The following is a 19,413-nucleotide window of genomic DNA, read 5'->3' on the forward strand; positions in this document are numbered from 1 at the left end:
CTATTTGTCAGAGCAAACACGCAGCATACGAATCTCCCTCCAGAGTGCGGGAGAGGGTCAATCTCTTTTTGGACCCCAAGATATTTTTCTGAAACTGATTGAATCCGAGATTCCTGCACAGATCGCTTCTCGTGAAGCGGAGATTGTCATTCATGGCAGCACGAAGCATGTGGAATCGCTTGAACAATTATTCGATGTGTTACTGCAATTGGTACGTAATGGATATGTGTTAACCGAAAGGGACGTCAGCTATGCGATTGAACTGGCGAAGGATCTGCGTGCAGACCAGCTTCTCGACCTGTTCAAGGGTGAGATTACGACGACCTACCGGGGCAAACCGATCCGTGTCAAAACCATTGGACAGAAACACTATGTAACGACCATTAAGAAACGCGACGTCGTATTCGGGATCGGTCCTGCCGGTACAGGTAAAACCTACCTGGCTGTTGTGCTGGCGGTTGCCGCACTCAAGGAAGGAAGCGTCAAACGCATTGTGCTTACAAGGCCTGCTGTTGAAGCGGGTGAGAGCCTTGGTTTCCTGCCTGGAGATCTTCAGGAAAAGGTTGATCCTTATTTGCGGCCTTTGTATGATGCCTTGTACGATGTAATGGGGCAGGAGCAGACGGCCAAGGCACTGGAGCGCGGTTTGATTGAAATAGCGCCACTGGCATATATGAGGGGACGTACACTTGATGACTCATTCATCATTTTGGATGAAGCTCAGAATACGACACCTGAACAGATGAAAATGTTTTTGACCCGTCTTGGTTTTGGCTCCAAAATGGTCATCACCGGAGACGTGACACAAATTGATTTACCTCGCGGCAAAAAGTCAGGGCTTGTGGAAGCGAAAACGATACTCAGTGAAGTTGAAGAGATTGGATTTGTCTACTTTGCCGAGCAAGATGTTGTACGGCATTCCCTCGTCCAAAAAATTATCGTTGCATACAACCACGCCGCAGAAAATCAAGAATAGAAGGGATTGTCTAAGGTGACCTCGAAGGAACTGTCAAAAGGCAAATCTTTTCAGAATAGAGCTACAGGATGGAAGTATAGCGTGTGGGCACGCTATCTTCTGTTTTTGTTTCTGGTGATTCTCTTCTACGTGAGTCTGGCTTCCAAGCTGCTCCCCGAGCGGTATGATATTCAGGAAGGCACACGAAGTGAAGTGGATATTGCTGCGCCGATGCAGATTCCAAATACGAAGGCTACACTGAAAGCGCAGGAAGAAGCCGCTGAACGTGTACAGCCGATCTTTCAGATTGTGCAGCTGCGAAACGAAAATTTGATGACCACTCTGCTGGATCGTATTGATCGGCTGAATCAGGATGATCAGATTTCCAGTCAGGACAAGATTGACATCTATCGTGATGAGATTCCGCAGCGCCAGAAGGACTTTGTGTCCAACTTTATTAACAACAATCGGAAAGCGGGTACATACTCCGAAACTCTTTTGGAAGAAATCAGAAACGTGGTGCAGGAGCAAAGTTACCGGATCCCGGAAGAAACCTATATCAAGATTTCACGTCTGACCTCCGAAGATATCCAGGAGATGAAGCCCGTTGCCCGGGATATTGTCTCCAGGCTAATGACGGATCAGATCAGCGATGCTACAACGGCACGAGCAAAAGTGGCAGAGATGGTGAGTGTAAGCTCTCTAAGCAAGCGTACACAGCGTGAGGTGGTTCAGGAGCTTGCTCGTCTTGTGGTGACATCCAACCGCTTCTATGATGAAGAGGGTACGAAGGAAGCCAAGGTGCAGGCCCGTGAGAATACACAAACGGTCTATATCAAGCAGGGGGAAACATTGGTAGCCAAAGGTGAAACGATCACTCCCGAGATTTATACGCTGCTTGATGAGAATGATTTGCTGAAGAACGAAGTGAACTACTGGCCCCAGCTGGGGCTGCTCATGCTGTCTTGTCTGTTGTCGGCAGCAATTCTGATGTATATTCAGCAATACAGCGGAACGCATTTCAAATATAACAATGCACAATTGCTGATGCTTGTACTTATCTTCATTATTACGATCGTGGTTATGCATGTAACAGCATTCATCCAGACGGCCGACAGGTCTTACGTGGGCTTCCTTGCACCGGTCGCGGTTGGAGCAATGTTAATTGCTTTACTGCTGGATACATCACTTGCTTTTGTTTGTTCAATCATTATTGGCATGCTGTCAAGCATCATCTTAAATACACACCAGGGTCAGATTTTTGATTTTGAACTCGGTTTCTTCGCGGTGCTGGTATCTTTTGTTGCCATATTCGCGACATACCGGGCAAGTCAGCGATCCACCATTTTAAAAGGTGCCATTATGGTCTGCCTGTTTGGTTCCATTGCCGTGTTTACACTGTCATTGATCGACACAGGTGACTGGAACCGGACAACTACGTTGTACGGCGTCGGATTTGCGTTTGCAGGCGGTGTATTAACGGCGATCCTCGTTATCGGGCTTATGCCGTTTTTCGAGACATCGTTTGGTATTTTGTCGGCATTGAAGCTGGTTGAGCTGTCAAATCCGAACCATCCGTTATTGCGCAAACTGCTGACAGAAACGCCGGGCACTTATCATCACAGTGTGATGGTAGGAAACTTGTCTGAAGCCGCAGCGGAAGCTATAGGGGCAAATGGTCTGCTCTGCCGAGTAGGTTCGTATTATCATGATATTGGCAAGACCAAGCGACCGATATATTTTATTGAAAATCAGAACAATATGGAGAATCCGCATGATTCCATAGATCCCAAGCTGAGCAAATCGATTATCGTTGCACACGCACGGGATGGTGTGGAGATGCAGAAGGATTACAAGCTGCCAAAACCAATTCGGGATATCGCAGAGCAGCATCACGGTACGACCTTCCTCCATTACTTCTATCACAAAGCACTGCGCCAAGCGGAAGAAGCAGGCGTTGAGCCTGATTTCACCGAAGAGGATTTCCGTTATCCTGGGCCGAAGGCTCAGTCCAAGGAATCTGCTATTGTTGGCATTGCCGACAGCGTGGAGGCTGCTGTGAGATCTTTGCGCAAACCGACAGTGGAGCAAGTGGAGTCCATGATTGAGAAAATTATCAAGGGGCGTCTCGATGATCATCAGTTCAACGACTGTGATCTGACGATGCGTGAGCTGGACATCGTAGCTAAGACGCTGAAAGAAACGGTAATGGGTATTTTCCACTCCCGAATTGAATACCCGGAAGAGATCAAGAAACCGAAACCGACTTCACCTGAAGCGGGTTGACTTACTATTATGAGCAGACAGGAGTTATGAAAGAATGAGTCTTAACCTGGCATGGAATAATGAACAACAGGATAAAGAAATTACGGAGCCGATGATTGCAATGCTGGAGCAGCTGCTGAACCTTGCCGGGCAAGCAGAGGGCGTTGCGGATGGGGAGGTTGCCCTGACATTTGTGGATGATGCACAGATTCATGAGCTGAACCGTGATTACCGCGGAATCGATCGTCCGACAGACGTGTTGTCATTTGCGATGAATGAGACGATGGACGAGGAACTGGATATCATCTATGAACTGGATGAGGATGAAGAGATGGAAGAGATGCCTGATGTTCTCGGTGACATCATTATTTCCGTTCCTCGCACCATCCTGCAAAGTGAGGAATATGGGCATTCATTTGAACGTGAGCTTGGTTTCCTGTTTGTGCACGGTTTCCTGCACCTGCTCGGATACGACCATCAGGACGAAGCAAGTGAAGCTGAAATGATGGGCAAACAAGAAGCTGTACTGGCCCAGGCAGGGTTGACACGATAATGAAAGGGCGCTCCTGGAGTCTGGTGTTCCGCAATGCGGCAGAAGGAATCGTATACGGTTTTCGGACACAGCGAAATGTTAGGGTTCATTCGGGAGTAGCCGTCATCATGTGTTCGGCCGGATTTATCTTCGGAATTTCCAGAACAGACTGGATGTTTTTACTTACAGCCATCTTTTTGGTAATGGTGACCGAATTAATGAACACTGCCGTTGAGGCAGCAGTGGATCTGGCACATCCGCATATTCATCCGCTTGCAAAAGCGGCGAAAGACACCGCGGCTGGTGCAGTTTTGCTGGCTGCGGTGTTCGCCGTAGTCATCGGATGTATGGTTTTCGGCAAACCGGTGTTGAACTGGCTCGGTTTGCTATAAATGCAAGTTTAATTTCAGATTTAACCTGAGGGAGAGATTGGATTATGGATAACAAACTGCTCATGCAAGAAGCCATCAAGGCACGTGAAAAAGCGTATACACCTTATTCCCACTTTGGCGTAGGAGCAGCACTGCTGGACAGTGAGGGCAATGTGCATCACGGATGCAACATTGAGAATGCTGCATATACACCGAGCAACTGTGCTGAACGAACAGCTCTTTTCAGTGCGATCGCAGGCGGGCATCAGCCCCGCAGCTTTAAGGCGATTGCTGTGGTCGGGGATACAGAAGGCCCGATTGCTCCATGTGGTGTGTGTCGTCAGGTCATGATTGAGTTGTGTGAACCGGATATGAAAGTCATTATGGGCAACCTGAAGGGTGATCTGCAGGAGACTACGGTTGCCCAGCTGCTGCCGTGGGCTTTTGGTCCGTCGGATCTGGACTTTGCTAAAAAATAATACATTCCAGGCCTAGGCGCCTGAGGAGGACCATATGAAAAAACAAGCATTTAAATCCGGCTTTGTAGCCATTGTTGGACGTCCCAATGTTGGTAAATCAACCTTGATGAATCAGGTCATTGGACAAAAGATAGCTATTATGTCGGACAAGCCGCAAACCACTCGAAACAAAATACATGGGGTGTACACCTCCGAAGATAAACAAATTGTCTTTCTGGATACACCAGGGATTCATAAACGTCAATCGAAGCTCGGCGACTACATGAATCAGACTGCTCTGAATACACTCGGTGAAGTGGAAGCTGCCTTGTTCCTGATTGACGCTTCCGAGGGAATGGGCGGTGGAGATCGTTACATCGCTGAACAGCTTAAAAATATAAGAACACCTGTCATTCTGGTCATGAATAAGATTGACAAAATCGAACCGGAGGCGCTGCTGCCGCTTATTGAGGAGTATCGCAAGCTGCATGATTTTGCTGAGATCGTGCCCGTCTCCGCTAAGCTTGGCAGCAATGTGAGTACATTGTTGGAACAGCTTGGCAATTACTTACCGGAAGGGCCGCAGTACTATCCGGAAGATCAAATTACCGACCACCCGGAACAGTTCGTTTGTGCGGAGCTGATACGGGAGAAAATTCTGCAAATGACCCGGGAAGAGGTTCCACACTCCATTGCTGTAACCATTGAGGATATGAAGGTTCAGGACAACGGGGTAGTGTACATTTCGGCAGTTATTTTTGTCGAACGAGATTCGCAAAAAGGGATCATTATCGGCAAGCAGGGAGCTCTATTGAAAGAGGTAGGCAAGCGAGCCCGAACGGATATTCAAAACCTGTTGGGTTCAAAAATCTTCATGGACCTATGGGTTAAGGTGAAGAAGGACTGGAGAAATCAGGATCGCGTGCTGCGTGATTTAGGCTTCGGTCGCGAATAAACAATTCAGTATCCATTAATTGCAACACATAGTTTACCTTGCAAGACTCCATCCTACTGGTAGATGCAGACGTCATTTCTAATGAGAGGATGAAATTCTGATGCGAGATTTTTCGTGGAAGGTTTTTGCAATGACGGGGGATGTGGAGTCCTATTTGTTATATACCGAGGCTTGTGCCTCAACAGGTCAGGAGTCTGATACTGCAGGGGAAGTGATAGAAGATGAAGAAGCCGAAGGTTAATTGGCTGATTCGGGAATGGTTAGGTGACGAGGCATGCTATACAGGGTGGAAGGGATTGTCATCCGCAGCATGGACTACGGCGAGGGAAACAAAATTATTACGCTTTGCACCGAAAGCGGTGGAAAAGTAGGTGTGCTCGTCCGTGGTGCCAAAAAGCCCAAAAGCCGACATGCTGCACTAGTGCAGCCGTTTACGTATGGCCAATATGTTTATTTTCGAAACACGGGCCTCGGAACACTGAATGCGGGCGAAATCATCGAGTCGTATCATGAGCTGCGGGAAGATCTGGTCAAAGCCGCTTTTGCATCCTACGCGTGTGAACTGCTGGACCGGGTTCTGCAGGATGAGGAGACAGGAGCATTCTGGTTCAAACAGTTAAAGGCTTGTCTCCAAGCGTTAAAGGAAGAGAAGGATCCGACCGTCATAACTAGTCTTTATGAGATGAAAATATTACAGGCGGCGGGCTACGGCCCGTCACTTGATGAATGCATATCATGTGGTCAGGAGCGACCGGATGAGCAGTTATTTGTTAGCCCAAGGTTGGGTGGGGTTCTCTGCAGAGCTTGTAAACACTTTGACCCGCCGGCTTTGTCTGTAAGTCCCAAAGCTCTGAGATTACTGCGATTGTTTGCACAGCTGGACTTGCAGCGATTGGGCAACATATCAGTCAGCGAGAGCACAAGAGATGAAATGAAGAAGATTATGAGAGCCTTCATGGATCATCAGCTCGGTCTCAATTTAAAAACCCGTTCTTTTCTTGATCAGATGGAGAAGTACGGGATTTAACGAGTTATTTTTGGAGGATCATAAATTATCTTGACTTTGCACTCTTTTTTATTTAATATGGATTATAATTTCTCTTTTTGGAGACATGCATTGAACGAGATAGTAGGAGACTTGATTTAATGTTCTTCGTAGGGGAGGCCACATGGCCTTGAGTACGGTGATTGAAGCGAGCCTGGGATGGTGAAAGCCGGGATGAATCGGTCTGTGAAACGGCACTCGGGAGCATGAATGGACACGGAAAAGTGGGCTTGTGTGAACAGATTATCCTGTTTTGTACACAAGCCAAGTAGGGTGGAACCGCGGGAATAGCTCTCGTCCCTACGTCTGGACAACAGGCGTAGGGCGAGGGTTTTTTGTATTTTGGAATTGTTTTCCCTGGAGAACAAGGCCTTAATCTTATAACCCTCGCAAAACGTAGCTTTGTCCATCCAACATCTGGCTTCGATTGATCTTGTGCTATTCGAAGCGTTCTAGGCTTGCCAAACAATCCCATTGAAAAGGAGCATGATTATGAATTTTCAGCAGATGATTCTAACGCTGCAGCAATTCTGGGCCGAGCATAACTGTATTATTGTTCAGCCTTATGATACGGAAAAAGGGGCAGGTACGATGAACCCAATGACCTTTTTGCGTTCGCTTGGACCAGAACCTTGGAAAGTCGCTTATGTAGAGCCTTCACGTCGTCCTTCGGATGGACGTTACGGAGAGAATCCGAACCGTCTGTATCAGCATCATCAGTTCCAAGTCATTATCAAGCCTTCACCGGACAACATTCAGGAAATTTACCTGGAAAGTCTGAAACGCCTGGGAATTGATCCACTGAAGCATGATATCCGTTTTGTTGAAGATAACTGGGAGAATCCTTCTCTTGGCTGCGCTGGTCTGGGCTGGGAAGTCTGGCTGGATGGTATGGAAATCACGCAATTTACATATTTCCAGCAAGTCGGTGGAATTGAGACGAATCCGGTAGCCGTTGAAATTACGTATGGTATGGAGCGTCTTGCTTCTTACATTCAGGAAAAAGAAAATGTGTTTGAACTGGAATGGGTAGAGGGAATCACCTATGGTGATGTATTCCTTCAGCCTGAATTCGAACACTCCAAATATACGTTTGAAGTATCTGATGTGAAAATGCTGTTTACCCTCTTCAACATGCATGAAGAAGAAGCCAACAAAGCTATGGCACAGCATTTGGTATTCCCGGCATATGACTATGTGCTGAAATGTTCCCATACCTTCAACCTGCTGGACGCACGTGGAGCAATCAGTGTAACGGAACGTACCGGTTACATTACCCGTGTCCGCAATCTGGCACGGCAAGTGGCTGCAACATATGTGGAAGAGCGTGAGAAGCTTGGCTTCCCGCTGATCAAGAAAGGGGGAGCCGAGCATGTCTAAGGATCTGTTGTTTGAAATTGGTCTGGAAGAAGTTCCTGCACGCTTCATGCGCGCAGCGATTGAACAGCTGCAGGATCGTATCGTGAAATGGCTGGATGCATCCCGCATAACACACGGTGAGGTAAATGCTTACGCTACACCGCGTCGATTGGCTGTTTTGATTCAGGATGTTGCCGAGAAGCAGGAGGATGTGGAGGAAGAAGTAAAAGGCCCATCCCGTAAAATTGCACTCGATGACAGCGGTAACTGGAGCAAAGCAGCACTGGGATTTGCCCGCAGTCAAGGAGTTGAACCGGATCAATTTACGTTCAAGGAACTGAGCGGTGTTGAATATATCTATGCGACGAAGAGCAGCAAAGGTGTGGAGACTTCATCCGTGATTGGTGAAGGCCTGCTGTCTATATTGCACGCGATGACATTCCCAAAATTCATGCGCTGGGCTTCCTATGATTTCAAATTTGTGCGCCCGATTCGCTGGATTGTCGCTCTGCTCGGCAGTGAGGTCATCGAGATTGAAGTTGCAGGAGTGAAATCTGGCAACGTTACTCGTGGACATCGTTTTCTCGGCAAAGAGACCGTGATCTCTAATCCTGCCTCTTATGTTGAAGTGCTGCGTTCCGAACATGTTATCGCAGATATCCAGGAACGGGAGCAGATGATTGTATCCCAAATTCAGGCACTTGCTGCTGAGAAGAAATGGGATATCGCGATTAAGGAAGATTTGCTGGAGGAAGTACTGTTCCTCGTGGAAACACCAACCGTATTGTTCGGAACATTTGATCCTTCTTTCTTGAATATCCCTCAGGAAGTATTGATTACTTCGATGCGTGAGCATCAGCGTTATTTCCCTGTCCTGGATAGTGAGGGACAATTGCTGCCTTACTTTGTAACGGTTCGAAACGGTGGCAGTGATTCGCTTGATGTGATTGCCAAAGGTAACGAAAAAGTGCTGCGTGCACGTCTGTCCGATGCCAAGTTCTTCTACGAGGAGGACCAGAAGCTGGAGATTAAGGACGCATTGTCCAAACTGGAGAGCATCGTCTTCCAGGAAGAACTGGGTACAGTGGGAGATAAAGTTCGCCGCATTCGCAAAATTGCGGATGGTCTCGCAGCCAAGCTGCAAGTTTCTGCGGATGTTGCCGAATCGGTGAGTCGTTCCGCAGATATCTGCAAATTTGACCTGGTTACACTGATGGTGGGTGAATTCCCTGAGCTGCAAGGTGTTATGGGTGAGGATTATGCCCGCAAGGCAGGCGAAAAGGAAGAAGTGGCCAAAGCGGTATTTGAACACTACCAACCGCGTTTTGCCGGGGATCAATCTCCTGCTTCGCTTGAAGGTGCTATCGTGAGTGCTGCCGACAAGATGGATACCATTGTAGGCTGTTTCTCCATCAATATCATCCCAACCGGATCTCAGGATCCTTACGCACTGCGTCGTCAGGCGGCAGGCATTGTACAAATTTTGCTGGATCACAATCTTCCGCTGACCTTGTCCGATGTGTTCGGTGTTGCGCTTCAGGTACATGCTCAGATGAATCTGTTGAAACGTGCGGACGAAGAGGTTCGTAAAGATTTGCAGGACTTCTTCGGACTTCGTGTGAAAAAACTGTTGTCCGAGACGGTTCGCTATGATGTCGTTGATGCGGTGATTTCTGCCGGATTCGATGATATTAGTGCAATCGTACCGAAAGGTGAAGCTCTGATGGCGGCTGTTCAAACCGGAGACGCGTTTAAAACGACAGTCGAGTCCTTCAATCGTGTTGGCAACCTTGCTGCCAAAGCTTCCAATTCTTCTGTGCATCCTGAACTGTTCACCGAAGAGGGAGAGCGGCAGTTGCATGAGGCATGGAGCAGAACCAATGAGGAGTATCGCAATGCACTTTCCCAGCACGATGCTGCTGAAGCGCTGGCGATTGCCTCGGCTTGGAAGGACGCTATTACGGCATTCTTTGATTCCGTGATGGTAATGGCCGAAGATGAGGCTGTACGTGCAAACCGTCTGGCTCTGCTTGCAGCCATCGACCGTGACTTGAAAGGATTTGCCGATTTCTCCAAATTGGTGGTAGTATAATAACCCCGTCCCAATCGGGTTAGAGGGTACGCATAAAATTCAGTATTAAAGAAGGATATATGAGGGTATAAATATACGGAACGGGTTGTGAGTTTTATTTTTAACAGCCGTTCCGTATTTTAGCCTTTGATTTACCTTGACTGGTCAGAAGGAATTTGGCTGGCGGAAGTCGTATATAACAATATGCAGCTATTTTATGAAACCGGGTGATCCTGAGGTTGAGTGAGTTGAATATACGCCACATTGTTGTGGACGGTGATGCTTGCCCAGTGAAAGCGGAGATTGCGGAAACGGCCCGCCGTTTTAATATCCCCGTATTGTTGGTATCTTCCTTTGATCATTTGCTTCAGGGCGGAGAAGGGGTACGAACGGTGCAAGTGGACCGCAGTGATCAGAGCGCGGATTTGTACATCGCCAACCATATTAAGGCCTATGATGTAGTCATTACACAGGATTATGGACTGGCTGCGCTCGCGCTTGGCAAACGTTGTTATGTTTTATCATTTCGTGGTCGCGAATTTAATGATCGTGATATTGATTTTATGCTTGATTCCCGTCATACTGCCGCCAAAGCACGAAAAAGAGGGCATTATGGGAAGGGCCCAAAGCCTTTCACAGAGCAGGATCGGGAAATTTTTCAACATAAACTGACAAAACTTTTAAAAGATTTGCAGGAGAATGTGTAAGTTTAGCGAATTATATTTACGTGTTGAAAGAGATGAAGGTGGCCCTAGATGAGTACCGGACAAGGCGGTATACCCGAAAGCATTATTGAATCGGTGTTACAGCAGCATGATATTGTCGATACGGTGAGCAGATTTGTGCATCTGACCAAGCAGGGGAAATACATGAAAGGCCTCTGCCCTTTTCATTCGGAGAAGACGCCTTCGTTCACGGTCACACCAGAGAAACAAATTTTCTATTGCTACGGTTGCGGCACGGGTGGAAATGCCATCAAATTCAGGATGGAAATCGAAGGGTTATCCTTTCCCGAGGCTGTCAAAACGATGGCAGAAGAAAGTCACATTTCAATGGGAGACTGGCAGGGGCGTGAATCCGCTCATGTGAATCCGGAGACCGAACGTCTGCTGGAGGCGTATGAGCTTACTGCAAAACTGTATCATTTCTTATTGAAAAATACAGAGCATGGAAAGGCAGCCATGGATTATTTGCGCTCGCGCGGCTTTAGCGACAAGCTGATTGACCAGTTCCAGATTGGCTATGCGCCGAATCGCTGGGACACGCTGGTGCAATTTCTGGAGAAACGCAACTTTCCGCTTGAAGAGATGGAAAAGGGTGGTCTTCTGTCACAGCGGAATGAGGGTCAGGGCTATGTGGACCGCTTCCGAGACAGGGTCATGTTCCCGATTAATGGCAGAAGCGGAAAACCGATTGCATTTGCAGGTCGCATTTTGGGAGACGGGCAGCCAAAATACCTAAATTCACCGGAAACCCGGTTATTTAACAAAAGCCGTGTTCTCTATAATCTGCATCAGGCCAAAAATGCAATCCGCAAACAAAGACAAGCTATTTTGTTCGAAGGTTATGGGGACGTGATCTCCGCTTGGGATCAAGAGATCCAGAACGGAGTTGCGGCCATGGGTACAGCGCTGACCGAGAATCAGGCCCTCATGCTCAAGGGCATGTGCGACGAAGTCATTATCTGTTATGACGGGGACCGGGCTGGACAGGCTGCTGCACTTAAAAACTTCCCCATTCTGGAGGAGGCCGGGCTGCAAGTTAAGGTTGCTCTTATACCCGAGGGACTTGATCCGGATGACTTTATCCGCAAGTACGGTGGTGAACGGTTTCGCAACCAGATTGTAGAAGGTGCTGTAACCACAACAAAATTTAAGCTTATAAACCTTAAAAAAAACCATATACTGCTAGAAGGCGGCGGTCTAATCGCCTATTCCAGGGAAGCGGTAAAGCTGATTGCTCCATTGTCTTCCCCAACAGAACGCGAAGTTTACTTACGTGAACTGGCTGCTGAAGTGGATGTATCTTTTGAGACACTCAAGCAGGAGTGCAATGAAGAGCGCCAGTCCATGAAAAATAACGAGCAGTATGGGGATAATAACCCGAAAAGGTGGAATAATGGTAGGCAACAAAATAGGCAGGTGCCTACACCCAATCTGTTGCCGGCTTACCATGCTGCTGAGCGTAAACTTCTGGCCTGGATGCTTCAGGATGACGAGGCTGCACAGTATGTGAATGAGCATCTTGGTGAAGCTTTTAACTTGGATGATCATGCAGCTATTGCTGCTTATCTATATGCCTACTATGCGCAAGGCAAATCGCCGGATACAAGCCGTTTTATGTCCTCATTGCATGATGACCGATTGGAGAAAACCGTCAGTTCAATCTCAATGATGGATGGCCCGGGTGAATGGAACGTTCAGATGCTCGATGATTGTATCAGGGAAGTGCTGAAATATCCGCGCAAAAAAGAGTACGATCTAAAAAAAGAAGAAATGATTGCTGCAGAGCGTGCAGGGGATTTTGTACGCGCGGCGCAAATCGCAACTGAAATGATTGCCCTAGAGAGACAGTAAATGTCCGTGAGTTGGATGTTTCTAGGGAGGAGGGAGTCGAGTTATGGCGAATGATCAGCATACTGAACTAGAAACAGAATTGACGCTGGATCAGGTTAAAGATCAACTGATTGAATCAGGCAAGAAAAGAGCTTCGCTGAATTACAAGGAAATTATTGAGAAACTCTCCCCGTTTGAGCAGGATGCAGAGCAAATGGATGAGTTTTACGAACAACTAAGCGACCTGGGGATCGACGTTGTAAACGAAAATGATGAAGAGGTTACACTTCGCCCTAATGATGACTCAGAAAACAACAGCAGAGAGGGAGACGATGAATTCCACTTTGATGATGATCTGAGCTTGCCTCCAGGTATCAAAATCAATGACCCTGTTCGTATGTATCTGAAGGAAATTGGTCGTGTGCCTTTGCTGTCTGCTGATGACGAAGTGGAACTGGCTAAGCGGATTGAAAATGGGGATGAAGAAGCGAAGCGCCGACTGGCTGAAGCCAACCTCAGGCTTGTAGTCAGTATCGCCAAGCGTTATGTAGGACGCGGTATGTTGTTCCTTGACTTGATTCAGGAAGGAAACATGGGTCTGATCAAGGCAGTTGAAAAGTTTGACCACAAGAAGGGTTACAAGTTCAGTACGTATGCTACTTGGTGGATTCGTCAAGCGATCACACGTGCCATTGCCGATCAGGCACGTACCATTCGTATTCCTGTTCATATGGTAGAAACGATTAATAAACTGATTCGGGTATCCCGTCAGTTGTTGCAGGAGCTTGGACGCGAACCAACGCCGGAAGAGATCGCAGCTGAAATGGATCTGAGCGTGGAGAAAGTGCGTGAGATCACGAAGATTGCACAGGAACCGGTTTCCCTGGAAACACCGATTGGTGAAGAAGACGATTCCCATCTGGGCGATTTTATCGAGGATCAGGAAGCGTTGGCTCCAGCAGATGCTGCTGCTTATGAATTGCTAAAAGAACAGCTTGAAGACGTGCTGGATACGTTAACAGAGCGTGAAGAAAATGTGCTTCGCCTTCGTTTTGGTCTGGACGATGGACGGACGAGAACGCTGGAAGAAGTGGGCAAGGTATTTGGGGTTACGCGTGAGCGTATTCGTCAGATCGAAGCCAAGGCTCTTCGCAAATTGCGTCACCCAAGCCGCAGCAAACGGCTTAAGGATTTCCTCGAATAACAGAACTATGGGAGACTTTTCGCAGGCCGCTCAGGCGGCGGCGAGGTCTCCTTTATTTTTAAATGAAACATCTTAATTGCTTGGTTTTGGTAATTAATCCTTGAAATGTTTGATTGGATTTCATTTTATCGCTTTTCGTTGTCCAATGCAAATCAATAAATTAAATGAATGTGCAGGTGCTTCATGAAACTTTCGAATCGATTACAACAAATACATGACCAAATCCCTGAAGGCAGCCGTATAGCGGATATTGGCTCAGATCATGCTTTGCTTCCTGTAGCGGCTGTTCGCAGCGGAAAAGCTGCAAGTGCTGTGGCTGGTGAAGTTAACCCGGGACCTTACGAGGCTGCACGCAAGCAGGTGAGTGATGCAGGGCTGCAGGAACAGATCACTGTGCGCCGTGGAGACGGACTTGAAGTCATCTCTACAGGTGAAGTGGATGTTATTACGATTGCGGGAATGGGCGGGGCATTGATTGCCTCCATACTGGATCGTGGCCTTTCCAAGCTGGAAGAGGTGAAGATGCTTATCCTTCAACCCAATGTGGGTGAAGATATTCTCAGAGGCTGGTTGCTGGATCATCATTGGGTAGTCGTAGCCGAACAATTGCTCGAGGAAGATGGCAAGATCTATGAGATTATTACAGCTATGCCGCAAGCATCCAGTCCAATTGCCAATGATGAAGTGTACCTGGCCAGGCCGCTTGAAGGCGGAGTTGTTTTGACGAAGGAACTTTTGCTGCGCATGGGTCCGTATCTGGTTGATCGACCAACGGACGTATTTTTTGCGAAGTGGGAAAGTGAGATCGTTAAACTGAAGGGCGTGGTGCAATCCATCTCGAAATCCGATCAGGACTCTTCCCGTGAGAAGGCTGCTGAGGTGGAACGTCTGATTGTAAACCTGAAGGAGGTACTCGAATGTTTGCCAAAGGTCAAACGGTAATTCAACTGATGGAGCAGCTGGCTCCCAAACATCTGGCTGTACCAGACGACCGCATTGGTCTGCAGCTGGGCAGTTTGCAAAAAGAGATAAATCACGTGCTGATCGCGCTTGATGTGACAGATGAAGTTGTCGAAGAGGCCATTCGGATTGGTGCCAATCTGATCATTGCACACCATGCTATTATTTTCCGGCCGGTAAAATCATTCAATACGGATACACCGATGGGGAAATTGTATGAAAAACTGATCAAGCATGATATTGCCGTATATATCAGTCATACGAATCTGGATGTGGCTGAAGGCGGGATGAATGACTGGATGGCAGAGGCGATTGGCATCGAGAGCAAGGAGTCATTGGAAGATGTACATACAGACCATCTGTACAAGCTGGCTGTATTTGTCCCGCGTACGCATCATGAGCAGGTGCTTCAAGCCATTCTGGAAGCAGGGGCCGGCAGCATTGGCCAATACAGCAAATGCAGCTTCAACACGGAAGGAATGGGCACTTTTGTCCCCGGAGAAGGGACACAGCCTTATATAGGCGCACAGGGTCAGATGGAGCGTGTCGAGGAGATGCGTATTGAGACCATTGTGCCGCAGAGCCTGCGCAGCAAAGTTGTCCAAGCGATGCTGAAAGCACATCCGTATGAAGAAGTGGCCTATGATCTGTATGCGATGGATCTAAAGGGCCGTACGCTTGGTCTGGGACGATTAGGGCCACTCAAGCAGCCCAAGACACTGGGTGAGCTCGTCGAGGTCGTGAAGGCCCAATTGGACGTGCCTTACGTTCGTGTAGTAGGGGATCTGAATCGACAGATCAAAAAAGCGGCAGTCCTTGGCGGTTCAGGAAGCCGTTATACCATGACCGCACGATTCAAGGGAGCCGATGTCATCGTTACAGGAGATATTGATTATCATACTGCTCACGATGCGCTGATGGCAGGCATGTGCATCATCGACGCCGGGCACAATGCCGAAAAGATTATGAAACCCAAAACAGCCGACTGGCTCCGTTCCCGCTTGGCAGATAAGCGCTATGATACGCAAGTAACCGCCTCGGAGGTCAACACGGAAGTGTTCCGGTTTATTTAATCAATATTCGGATCATCCGTTTCCAGTAATATTAAGCTTGTTTGTGAACCCAAATGCCTGTATACTATGTAATGTTGTTCGGAAAGCTTGACAGACAATCGCTGGTGGCCTTGTTGCCACGAGAGGAAAGTCCGGGCTCCACAGGGCAGGATGCTGGATAACGTCCAGTCAGCGCGAGTTGAAGGATAGTGCCACAGAAATGGACCGCCGATGGCCGGATCTTCCGGCACAGGCAAGGATGGAACCGAGGTGTAAGAGACCCCGAGGAACGCTGGTGACTTCGTTCCTGGTAAACCCCATCTGGAGCAAGACCTAATGGGACACAGTCGACTCTTCGGAGGAGGCAGCCTTAGCCCGAGGTGTGTCTAGGTTGGTCGCTTGAGCTGTGCAGCAATGCATGGCCTAGATAGATGATTGTCGCTTGTGGTGGGAGGGTAGTTCCCGTCTGAACCACGAAGAGCACAGAACCCGGCTTACGGTAAGCTTTCCTAACTGCAACAACATGAAGTGTTAATGAACTACTTACTAAGAAGCTGTAATAGTACTTTTAATTTTAAACATCAATAAGGCGACAGAAACCGATGATCTCGGAATCTGCCGCCTTATTTTTTTGTGCTCATTTGTTTTGAAATTGTAATTCAGTTCATAATACAGCTAATGACAGTTTATTACAGTGTAACAGCTGTATCGGATTGTACAGAGGCATGCCAGCGCTGAATGGCACGATCCATACGTTCTACCGCTTCAGGAAGCAGTTCAGGGTCTGTGTGCGTGAAATTGATCCGCATCCGATTCAATTCGGGAGTTCCAGCGTAAAACGAATCACCAGGGACAATGCACACCTTTTCCTGAATACCGTAGGTAAACAAATTGCTGGCTGACATCGCTTCAGGCAGTTCCAACCACAAGAACATTCCCCCTTGCGGGGAATTCCAACTGATGCCCTCCCAGGCTTTGTCTGTCATAAGTGAAGTCATTTTGTTCATCCGTTTTGCGTAATCTTTCGAGATACTGCGAATATGTCCATCCAGGTCAAACGTTTCGAGCAGGGCATGAAGAGCTCTCTGGTCGATGCTGCTGGAATGCAGATCGGCTCCCTGTTTCGCACGTGCGGCGATCTTGATAATATCCGCAGAAGCAAGAATCCAACCCGTGCGAAGACCCGGGGCTACTGTTTTGGAAAATGTGCTGGTATAGATGACGTTGGACGGTCCTTCATAGGATGCTGCATCCAGTTCCACGAGTGAAGGTGCATCCAACTGTTCCGGATTAAACCGGATTTCGCCATATGGATCGTCCTCCAGAATCAGTACTCCATATTTACGACACAGGTCAACGGCCTGCTGTCTTCTGGCGCGACTCCATACTTTACCCGATGGGTTGGAGAATGTCGGATTAATGTACACCAGTTTCGGACGCTGCAGTTTTAATTGTTCTTCAAGGGACTCGGGAAGCATTCCCTCTTCATCACAGGCTACACCGTGAGATTCAGCCTGGTAAGAATGGATGACTTGAAGAGCAGCCAGGTAGGTTGGAGACTCCACGAGTACACGGTCACCGGGATCGAGCAGAATGCGGCAGACCAGATCTATAGATTGCTGTGATCCTGTAGTCAGGAGCATATGGTCGGGGGAAGCGGGAATGCCCTTGGATTCCAGACGCTCGGCAATTTTGGCACGCAGCGGTCTGAAGCCTTCCGTTTCTGCATATTGAAGGGCAGCGGCGCCGCTCATAAACACCTGATGGTACGCATCACGTATGGCTTCCACTGGGAATGACGACTGCGCTGGCAAACCTCCGGCAAGTGAGATCATTCCAGGCGCCTGAGCGGCCTGAAGCATGTCGCGAACGACAGAGGACGGGGTGTTTAAAGCCATTTTGGACCAAGGGATATTCATCTGTTCTCATCTCCTGTTATTCACTGTTATACTAATATTATAAACTATAATAGACGGAATGCTATATAACAGTAAAATGTGGATGATAACAGTTGGGGGAGCGGGCATATGCACATTGAATTAAAACGAGGAAGCAGCACCAAGTTGTATATTCAGATCGCGCTCACACTGGCAGACCGAATTCGTTCCGGCCTGATCGAACCTGGAACTCGCCTGCCGTCTGTCCGGAAAATGACGGCAGACCTGGGAGTGAGTCTGGTTACCGTGTCCAAGGCGTATGCCGAACTTGAGGCCATTCAACTAATAACTTGCTCACAGGGGAAAGGGTGTTATGTACGAGGGGCACAAGAGCTGGGAAAAACGGGGGAAATCGAGAAAAATCACCTAGGGGAGCGAAATCATGATGCCAACACCCCATGGAACTGGCAGATGGCACTTGTGGATTATTTGCCGCGGGCACAGCTCTGGCGTCATTTTGACGCTTCTCCACAGGTTCAGTACGAATTACATATGTCTGCCATCCAGCCCGAACTGCTGCCTACGAGTGAAATTATCGATAGTGCATACCGGCTGTCCTCCGACCATCCGGAACGTATGGCAGCGTACGGCTCATTTCAGGGGGATCGGGAGCTTCGCCAAACCTTTGCAGGCCATTTTACCGAAAGGGGGCTCCATGTTGCTCCTGAGCGGATGCTGATTACAAGCGGCACACAGCAGGGGATTGATCTTGTTGCTCGCACGTTCGTTGGACCTGGGGATGTGGTGTACATGGAGGCTCCTACTTACACGGGGGCAATTGATGTATTTACAAGCAGGGGGGCCAAAATCATTACCGTACCGATGGACGGTGAAGGGATGCGTATAGATCTGTTAACACGTCTCTGTGATACATACCCGCCGAAGTTGATCTATACCATCCCAACCTATCACAATCCGACAGGCATTACGATGAGTGCCAGAAGGCGGGCACAATTGTTGAATTTGGCCCAAAGTTATCATTGTCTCATTTTGGAGGATGATCCGTTTGCCGATCTTTACTTCCGCGAATCTCCACCGGCACCCATTAAATCGCTGGATGGTACCGGCCATGTCGTTTATATCAAAAGTTTCAGCAAGGTGCTGTCTCCAGGCTGCCGCGTGGCCTGTGCAATCGCAGATGGAAGCGTGCTGACCCGTCTGGTGGCAGCCAAATCCACGGCAGATCTGGGGAGTCCCCTGCTTACTCAAAAGGCTCTTCAATCCTTCATTCAGCATCAGTACAGCTCATACATTCCTCGATTAAGGGAAGAATTGTACACCAGGCTCCGGGCAGCATCCGATGTTCTGGAGAAACACGGTGTGCCGGGTATGTACTGGACTTTGCCTGAAGGCGGGTTGAATCTGTGGATCCAGCTGCCGGATGGTCTGGATATGCGGGAGCTGCACCGTCAGTCCCTTGCTGCAGGGGTTTCTTTTCTGCCGGGATCTGCCTGTTATGTAGGTGAGACGGATACAGCGAGTCTGCGTATCTGTTTTACGGTGACGAATCTGGAGCGCTTGTGTGAAGGACTTCGGGTATTGTGCAGCGTTATTGAGAAGGTCATGCCTAGGCAGGGTGGGACAACGGCGGACAGGCTGCCGCTTATTTAATTTTCGGGAACAAGGACATACATCCAATCCACTTTCGTCCTGATGCAATACGTTATAGTATCACTTGAAAGGGAGTTGGTTTT

General features: G+C 48.3%; 18 protein-coding genes and 1 other RNA gene. 18 read left to right on the forward strand and 1 reads right to left on the reverse strand.

Annotation, left to right across the window (positions count from 1 at the left end; translation table 11 throughout):
• The first annotated feature begins 4 nt into the window (after positions 1 to 4).
• From AAIH57_RS17190 to rnpB, 17 genes are all read left to right on the forward strand, one after another.
• Positions 5 to 976, forward strand: coding sequence for a PhoH family protein (locus AAIH57_RS17190; RefSeq protein WP_175397490.1), 972 nt, complete (start codon positions 5 to 7; stop codon positions 974 to 976).
• Between the two features lie 15 nt (positions 977 to 991).
• A complete protein-coding gene (locus AAIH57_RS17195; protein ID WP_430022498.1) occupies positions 992 to 3,241 on the forward strand; it encodes an HD family phosphohydrolase in 2,250 nt (749 codons plus the stop codon).
• Between the two features lie 34 nt (positions 3,242 to 3,275).
• Positions 3,276 to 3,773 (forward strand): rRNA maturation RNase YbeY, encoded by a 498-nt coding sequence (ybeY, locus tag AAIH57_RS17200; RefSeq protein ID WP_430022499.1) that lies wholly within the window; start codon positions 3,276 to 3,278, stop codon positions 3,771 to 3,773.
• Entirely contained in the window at positions 3,773 to 4,144 is a 372-nt protein-coding gene (locus AAIH57_RS17205; protein WP_175397493.1) for a diacylglycerol kinase family protein, read from the forward strand. The genes ybeY and AAIH57_RS17205 overlap by 1 nt, the downstream gene beginning before the upstream one ends.
• Positions 4,145 to 4,188: 44 nt before the next feature.
• On the forward strand, positions 4,189 to 4,602 hold the full coding sequence (gene cdd / locus AAIH57_RS17210) for a cytidine deaminase (RefSeq protein ID WP_430022500.1): 414 nt from the start codon (positions 4,189 to 4,191) through the stop codon (positions 4,600 to 4,602).
• Between the two features lie 34 nt (positions 4,603 to 4,636).
• Positions 4,637 to 5,536 carry a GTPase Era gene (gene era, locus AAIH57_RS17215; RefSeq protein ID WP_175397495.1) on the forward strand — a complete coding sequence of 300 codons (900 nt, stop codon included), beginning with the start codon at positions 4,637 to 4,639 and terminating at the stop codon, positions 5,534 to 5,536.
• Positions 5,537 to 5,636: 100 nt separating this feature from the next.
• On the forward strand, positions 5,637 to 5,777 hold the full coding sequence (locus tag AAIH57_RS17220) for a YqzL family protein (protein ID WP_175397496.1): 141 nt from the start codon (positions 5,637 to 5,639) through the stop codon (positions 5,775 to 5,777).
• 33 nt (positions 5,778 to 5,810) lie between these two features.
• Positions 5,811 to 6,563: a DNA repair protein RecO gene (gene recO, locus AAIH57_RS17225; RefSeq protein ID WP_175397497.1), complete on the forward strand. Its 753-nt coding sequence runs from the start codon at positions 5,811 to 5,813 to the stop codon at positions 6,561 to 6,563.
• A 161-nt stretch (positions 6,564 to 6,724) separates the two neighbouring features.
• On the forward strand, positions 6,725 to 6,853 hold the full coding sequence (locus AAIH57_RS17230; protein ID WP_281366149.1) for a hypothetical protein: 129 nt from the start codon (positions 6,725 to 6,727) through the stop codon (positions 6,851 to 6,853).
• Positions 6,854 to 7,073: 220 nt separating this feature from the next.
• Positions 7,074 to 7,961: a glycine--tRNA ligase subunit alpha gene (glyQ, locus tag AAIH57_RS17235; RefSeq protein WP_347384018.1), complete on the forward strand. Its 888-nt coding sequence runs from the start codon at positions 7,074 to 7,076 to the stop codon at positions 7,959 to 7,961.
• Entirely contained in the window at positions 7,954 to 10,032 is a 2,079-nt protein-coding gene (gene glyS / locus AAIH57_RS17240) for a glycine--tRNA ligase subunit beta (RefSeq protein ID WP_175397499.1), read from the forward strand. The genes glyQ and glyS overlap by 8 nt, the downstream gene beginning before the upstream one ends.
• Positions 10,033 to 10,250: 218 nt before the next feature.
• The gene (locus AAIH57_RS17245; RefSeq protein WP_376768972.1) at positions 10,251 to 10,718 is read left to right on the forward strand and encodes a YaiI/YqxD family protein; all 468 of its coding nucleotides are present in this window, start codon (positions 10,251 to 10,253) and stop codon (positions 10,716 to 10,718) included.
• A gap of 48 nt (positions 10,719 to 10,766) precedes the next feature.
• Positions 10,767 to 12,587 (forward strand): DNA primase, encoded by a 1,821-nt coding sequence (gene dnaG / locus AAIH57_RS17250; RefSeq protein ID WP_175397501.1) that lies wholly within the window; start codon positions 10,767 to 10,769, stop codon positions 12,585 to 12,587.
• A 43-nt stretch (positions 12,588 to 12,630) separates the two neighbouring features.
• On the forward strand, positions 12,631 to 13,770 hold the full coding sequence (gene rpoD, locus AAIH57_RS17255; protein WP_095289908.1) for an RNA polymerase sigma factor RpoD: 1,140 nt from the start codon (positions 12,631 to 12,633) through the stop codon (positions 13,768 to 13,770).
• A 183-nt stretch (positions 13,771 to 13,953) separates the two neighbouring features.
• A complete protein-coding gene (locus tag AAIH57_RS17260) occupies positions 13,954 to 14,712 on the forward strand; it encodes a tRNA (adenine(22)-N(1))-methyltransferase (protein WP_430022501.1) in 759 nt (252 codons plus the stop codon).
• Positions 14,688 to 15,803, forward strand: coding sequence for a Nif3-like dinuclear metal center hexameric protein (locus tag AAIH57_RS17265; protein WP_430022502.1), 1,116 nt, complete (start codon positions 14,688 to 14,690; stop codon positions 15,801 to 15,803). The genes AAIH57_RS17260 and AAIH57_RS17265 overlap by 25 nt, the downstream gene beginning before the upstream one ends.
• An 82-nt stretch (positions 15,804 to 15,885) precedes the next feature.
• Positions 15,886 to 16,294, forward strand: an RNA gene (gene rnpB, locus AAIH57_RS17270) — RNase P RNA component class A.
• Positions 16,295 to 16,471: 177 nt separating this feature from the next.
• Here rnpB and AAIH57_RS17275 read toward each other — a convergent pair.
• The gene (locus AAIH57_RS17275; protein WP_430022503.1) at positions 16,472 to 17,701 is read right to left on the reverse strand and encodes a PLP-dependent aminotransferase family protein; all 1,230 of its coding nucleotides are present in this window, start codon (positions 17,699 to 17,701) and stop codon (positions 16,472 to 16,474) included.
• A 108-nt stretch (positions 17,702 to 17,809) separates the two neighbouring features.
• Between AAIH57_RS17275 and AAIH57_RS17280 the strand changes: the two genes are divergently transcribed.
• On the forward strand, positions 17,810 to 19,330 hold the full coding sequence (locus AAIH57_RS17280) for a PLP-dependent aminotransferase family protein (protein ID WP_430022504.1): 1,521 nt from the start codon (positions 17,810 to 17,812) through the stop codon (positions 19,328 to 19,330).
• The last annotated feature ends 83 nt before the right edge of the window (positions 19,331 to 19,413 follow it).

This window comes from Paenibacillus sp. MABNR03 (assembly GCF_050455445.1).
In the GTDB taxonomy this organism is placed as follows: domain Bacteria; phylum Bacillota; class Bacilli; order Paenibacillales; family Paenibacillaceae; genus Paenibacillus; species Paenibacillus xylanilyticus.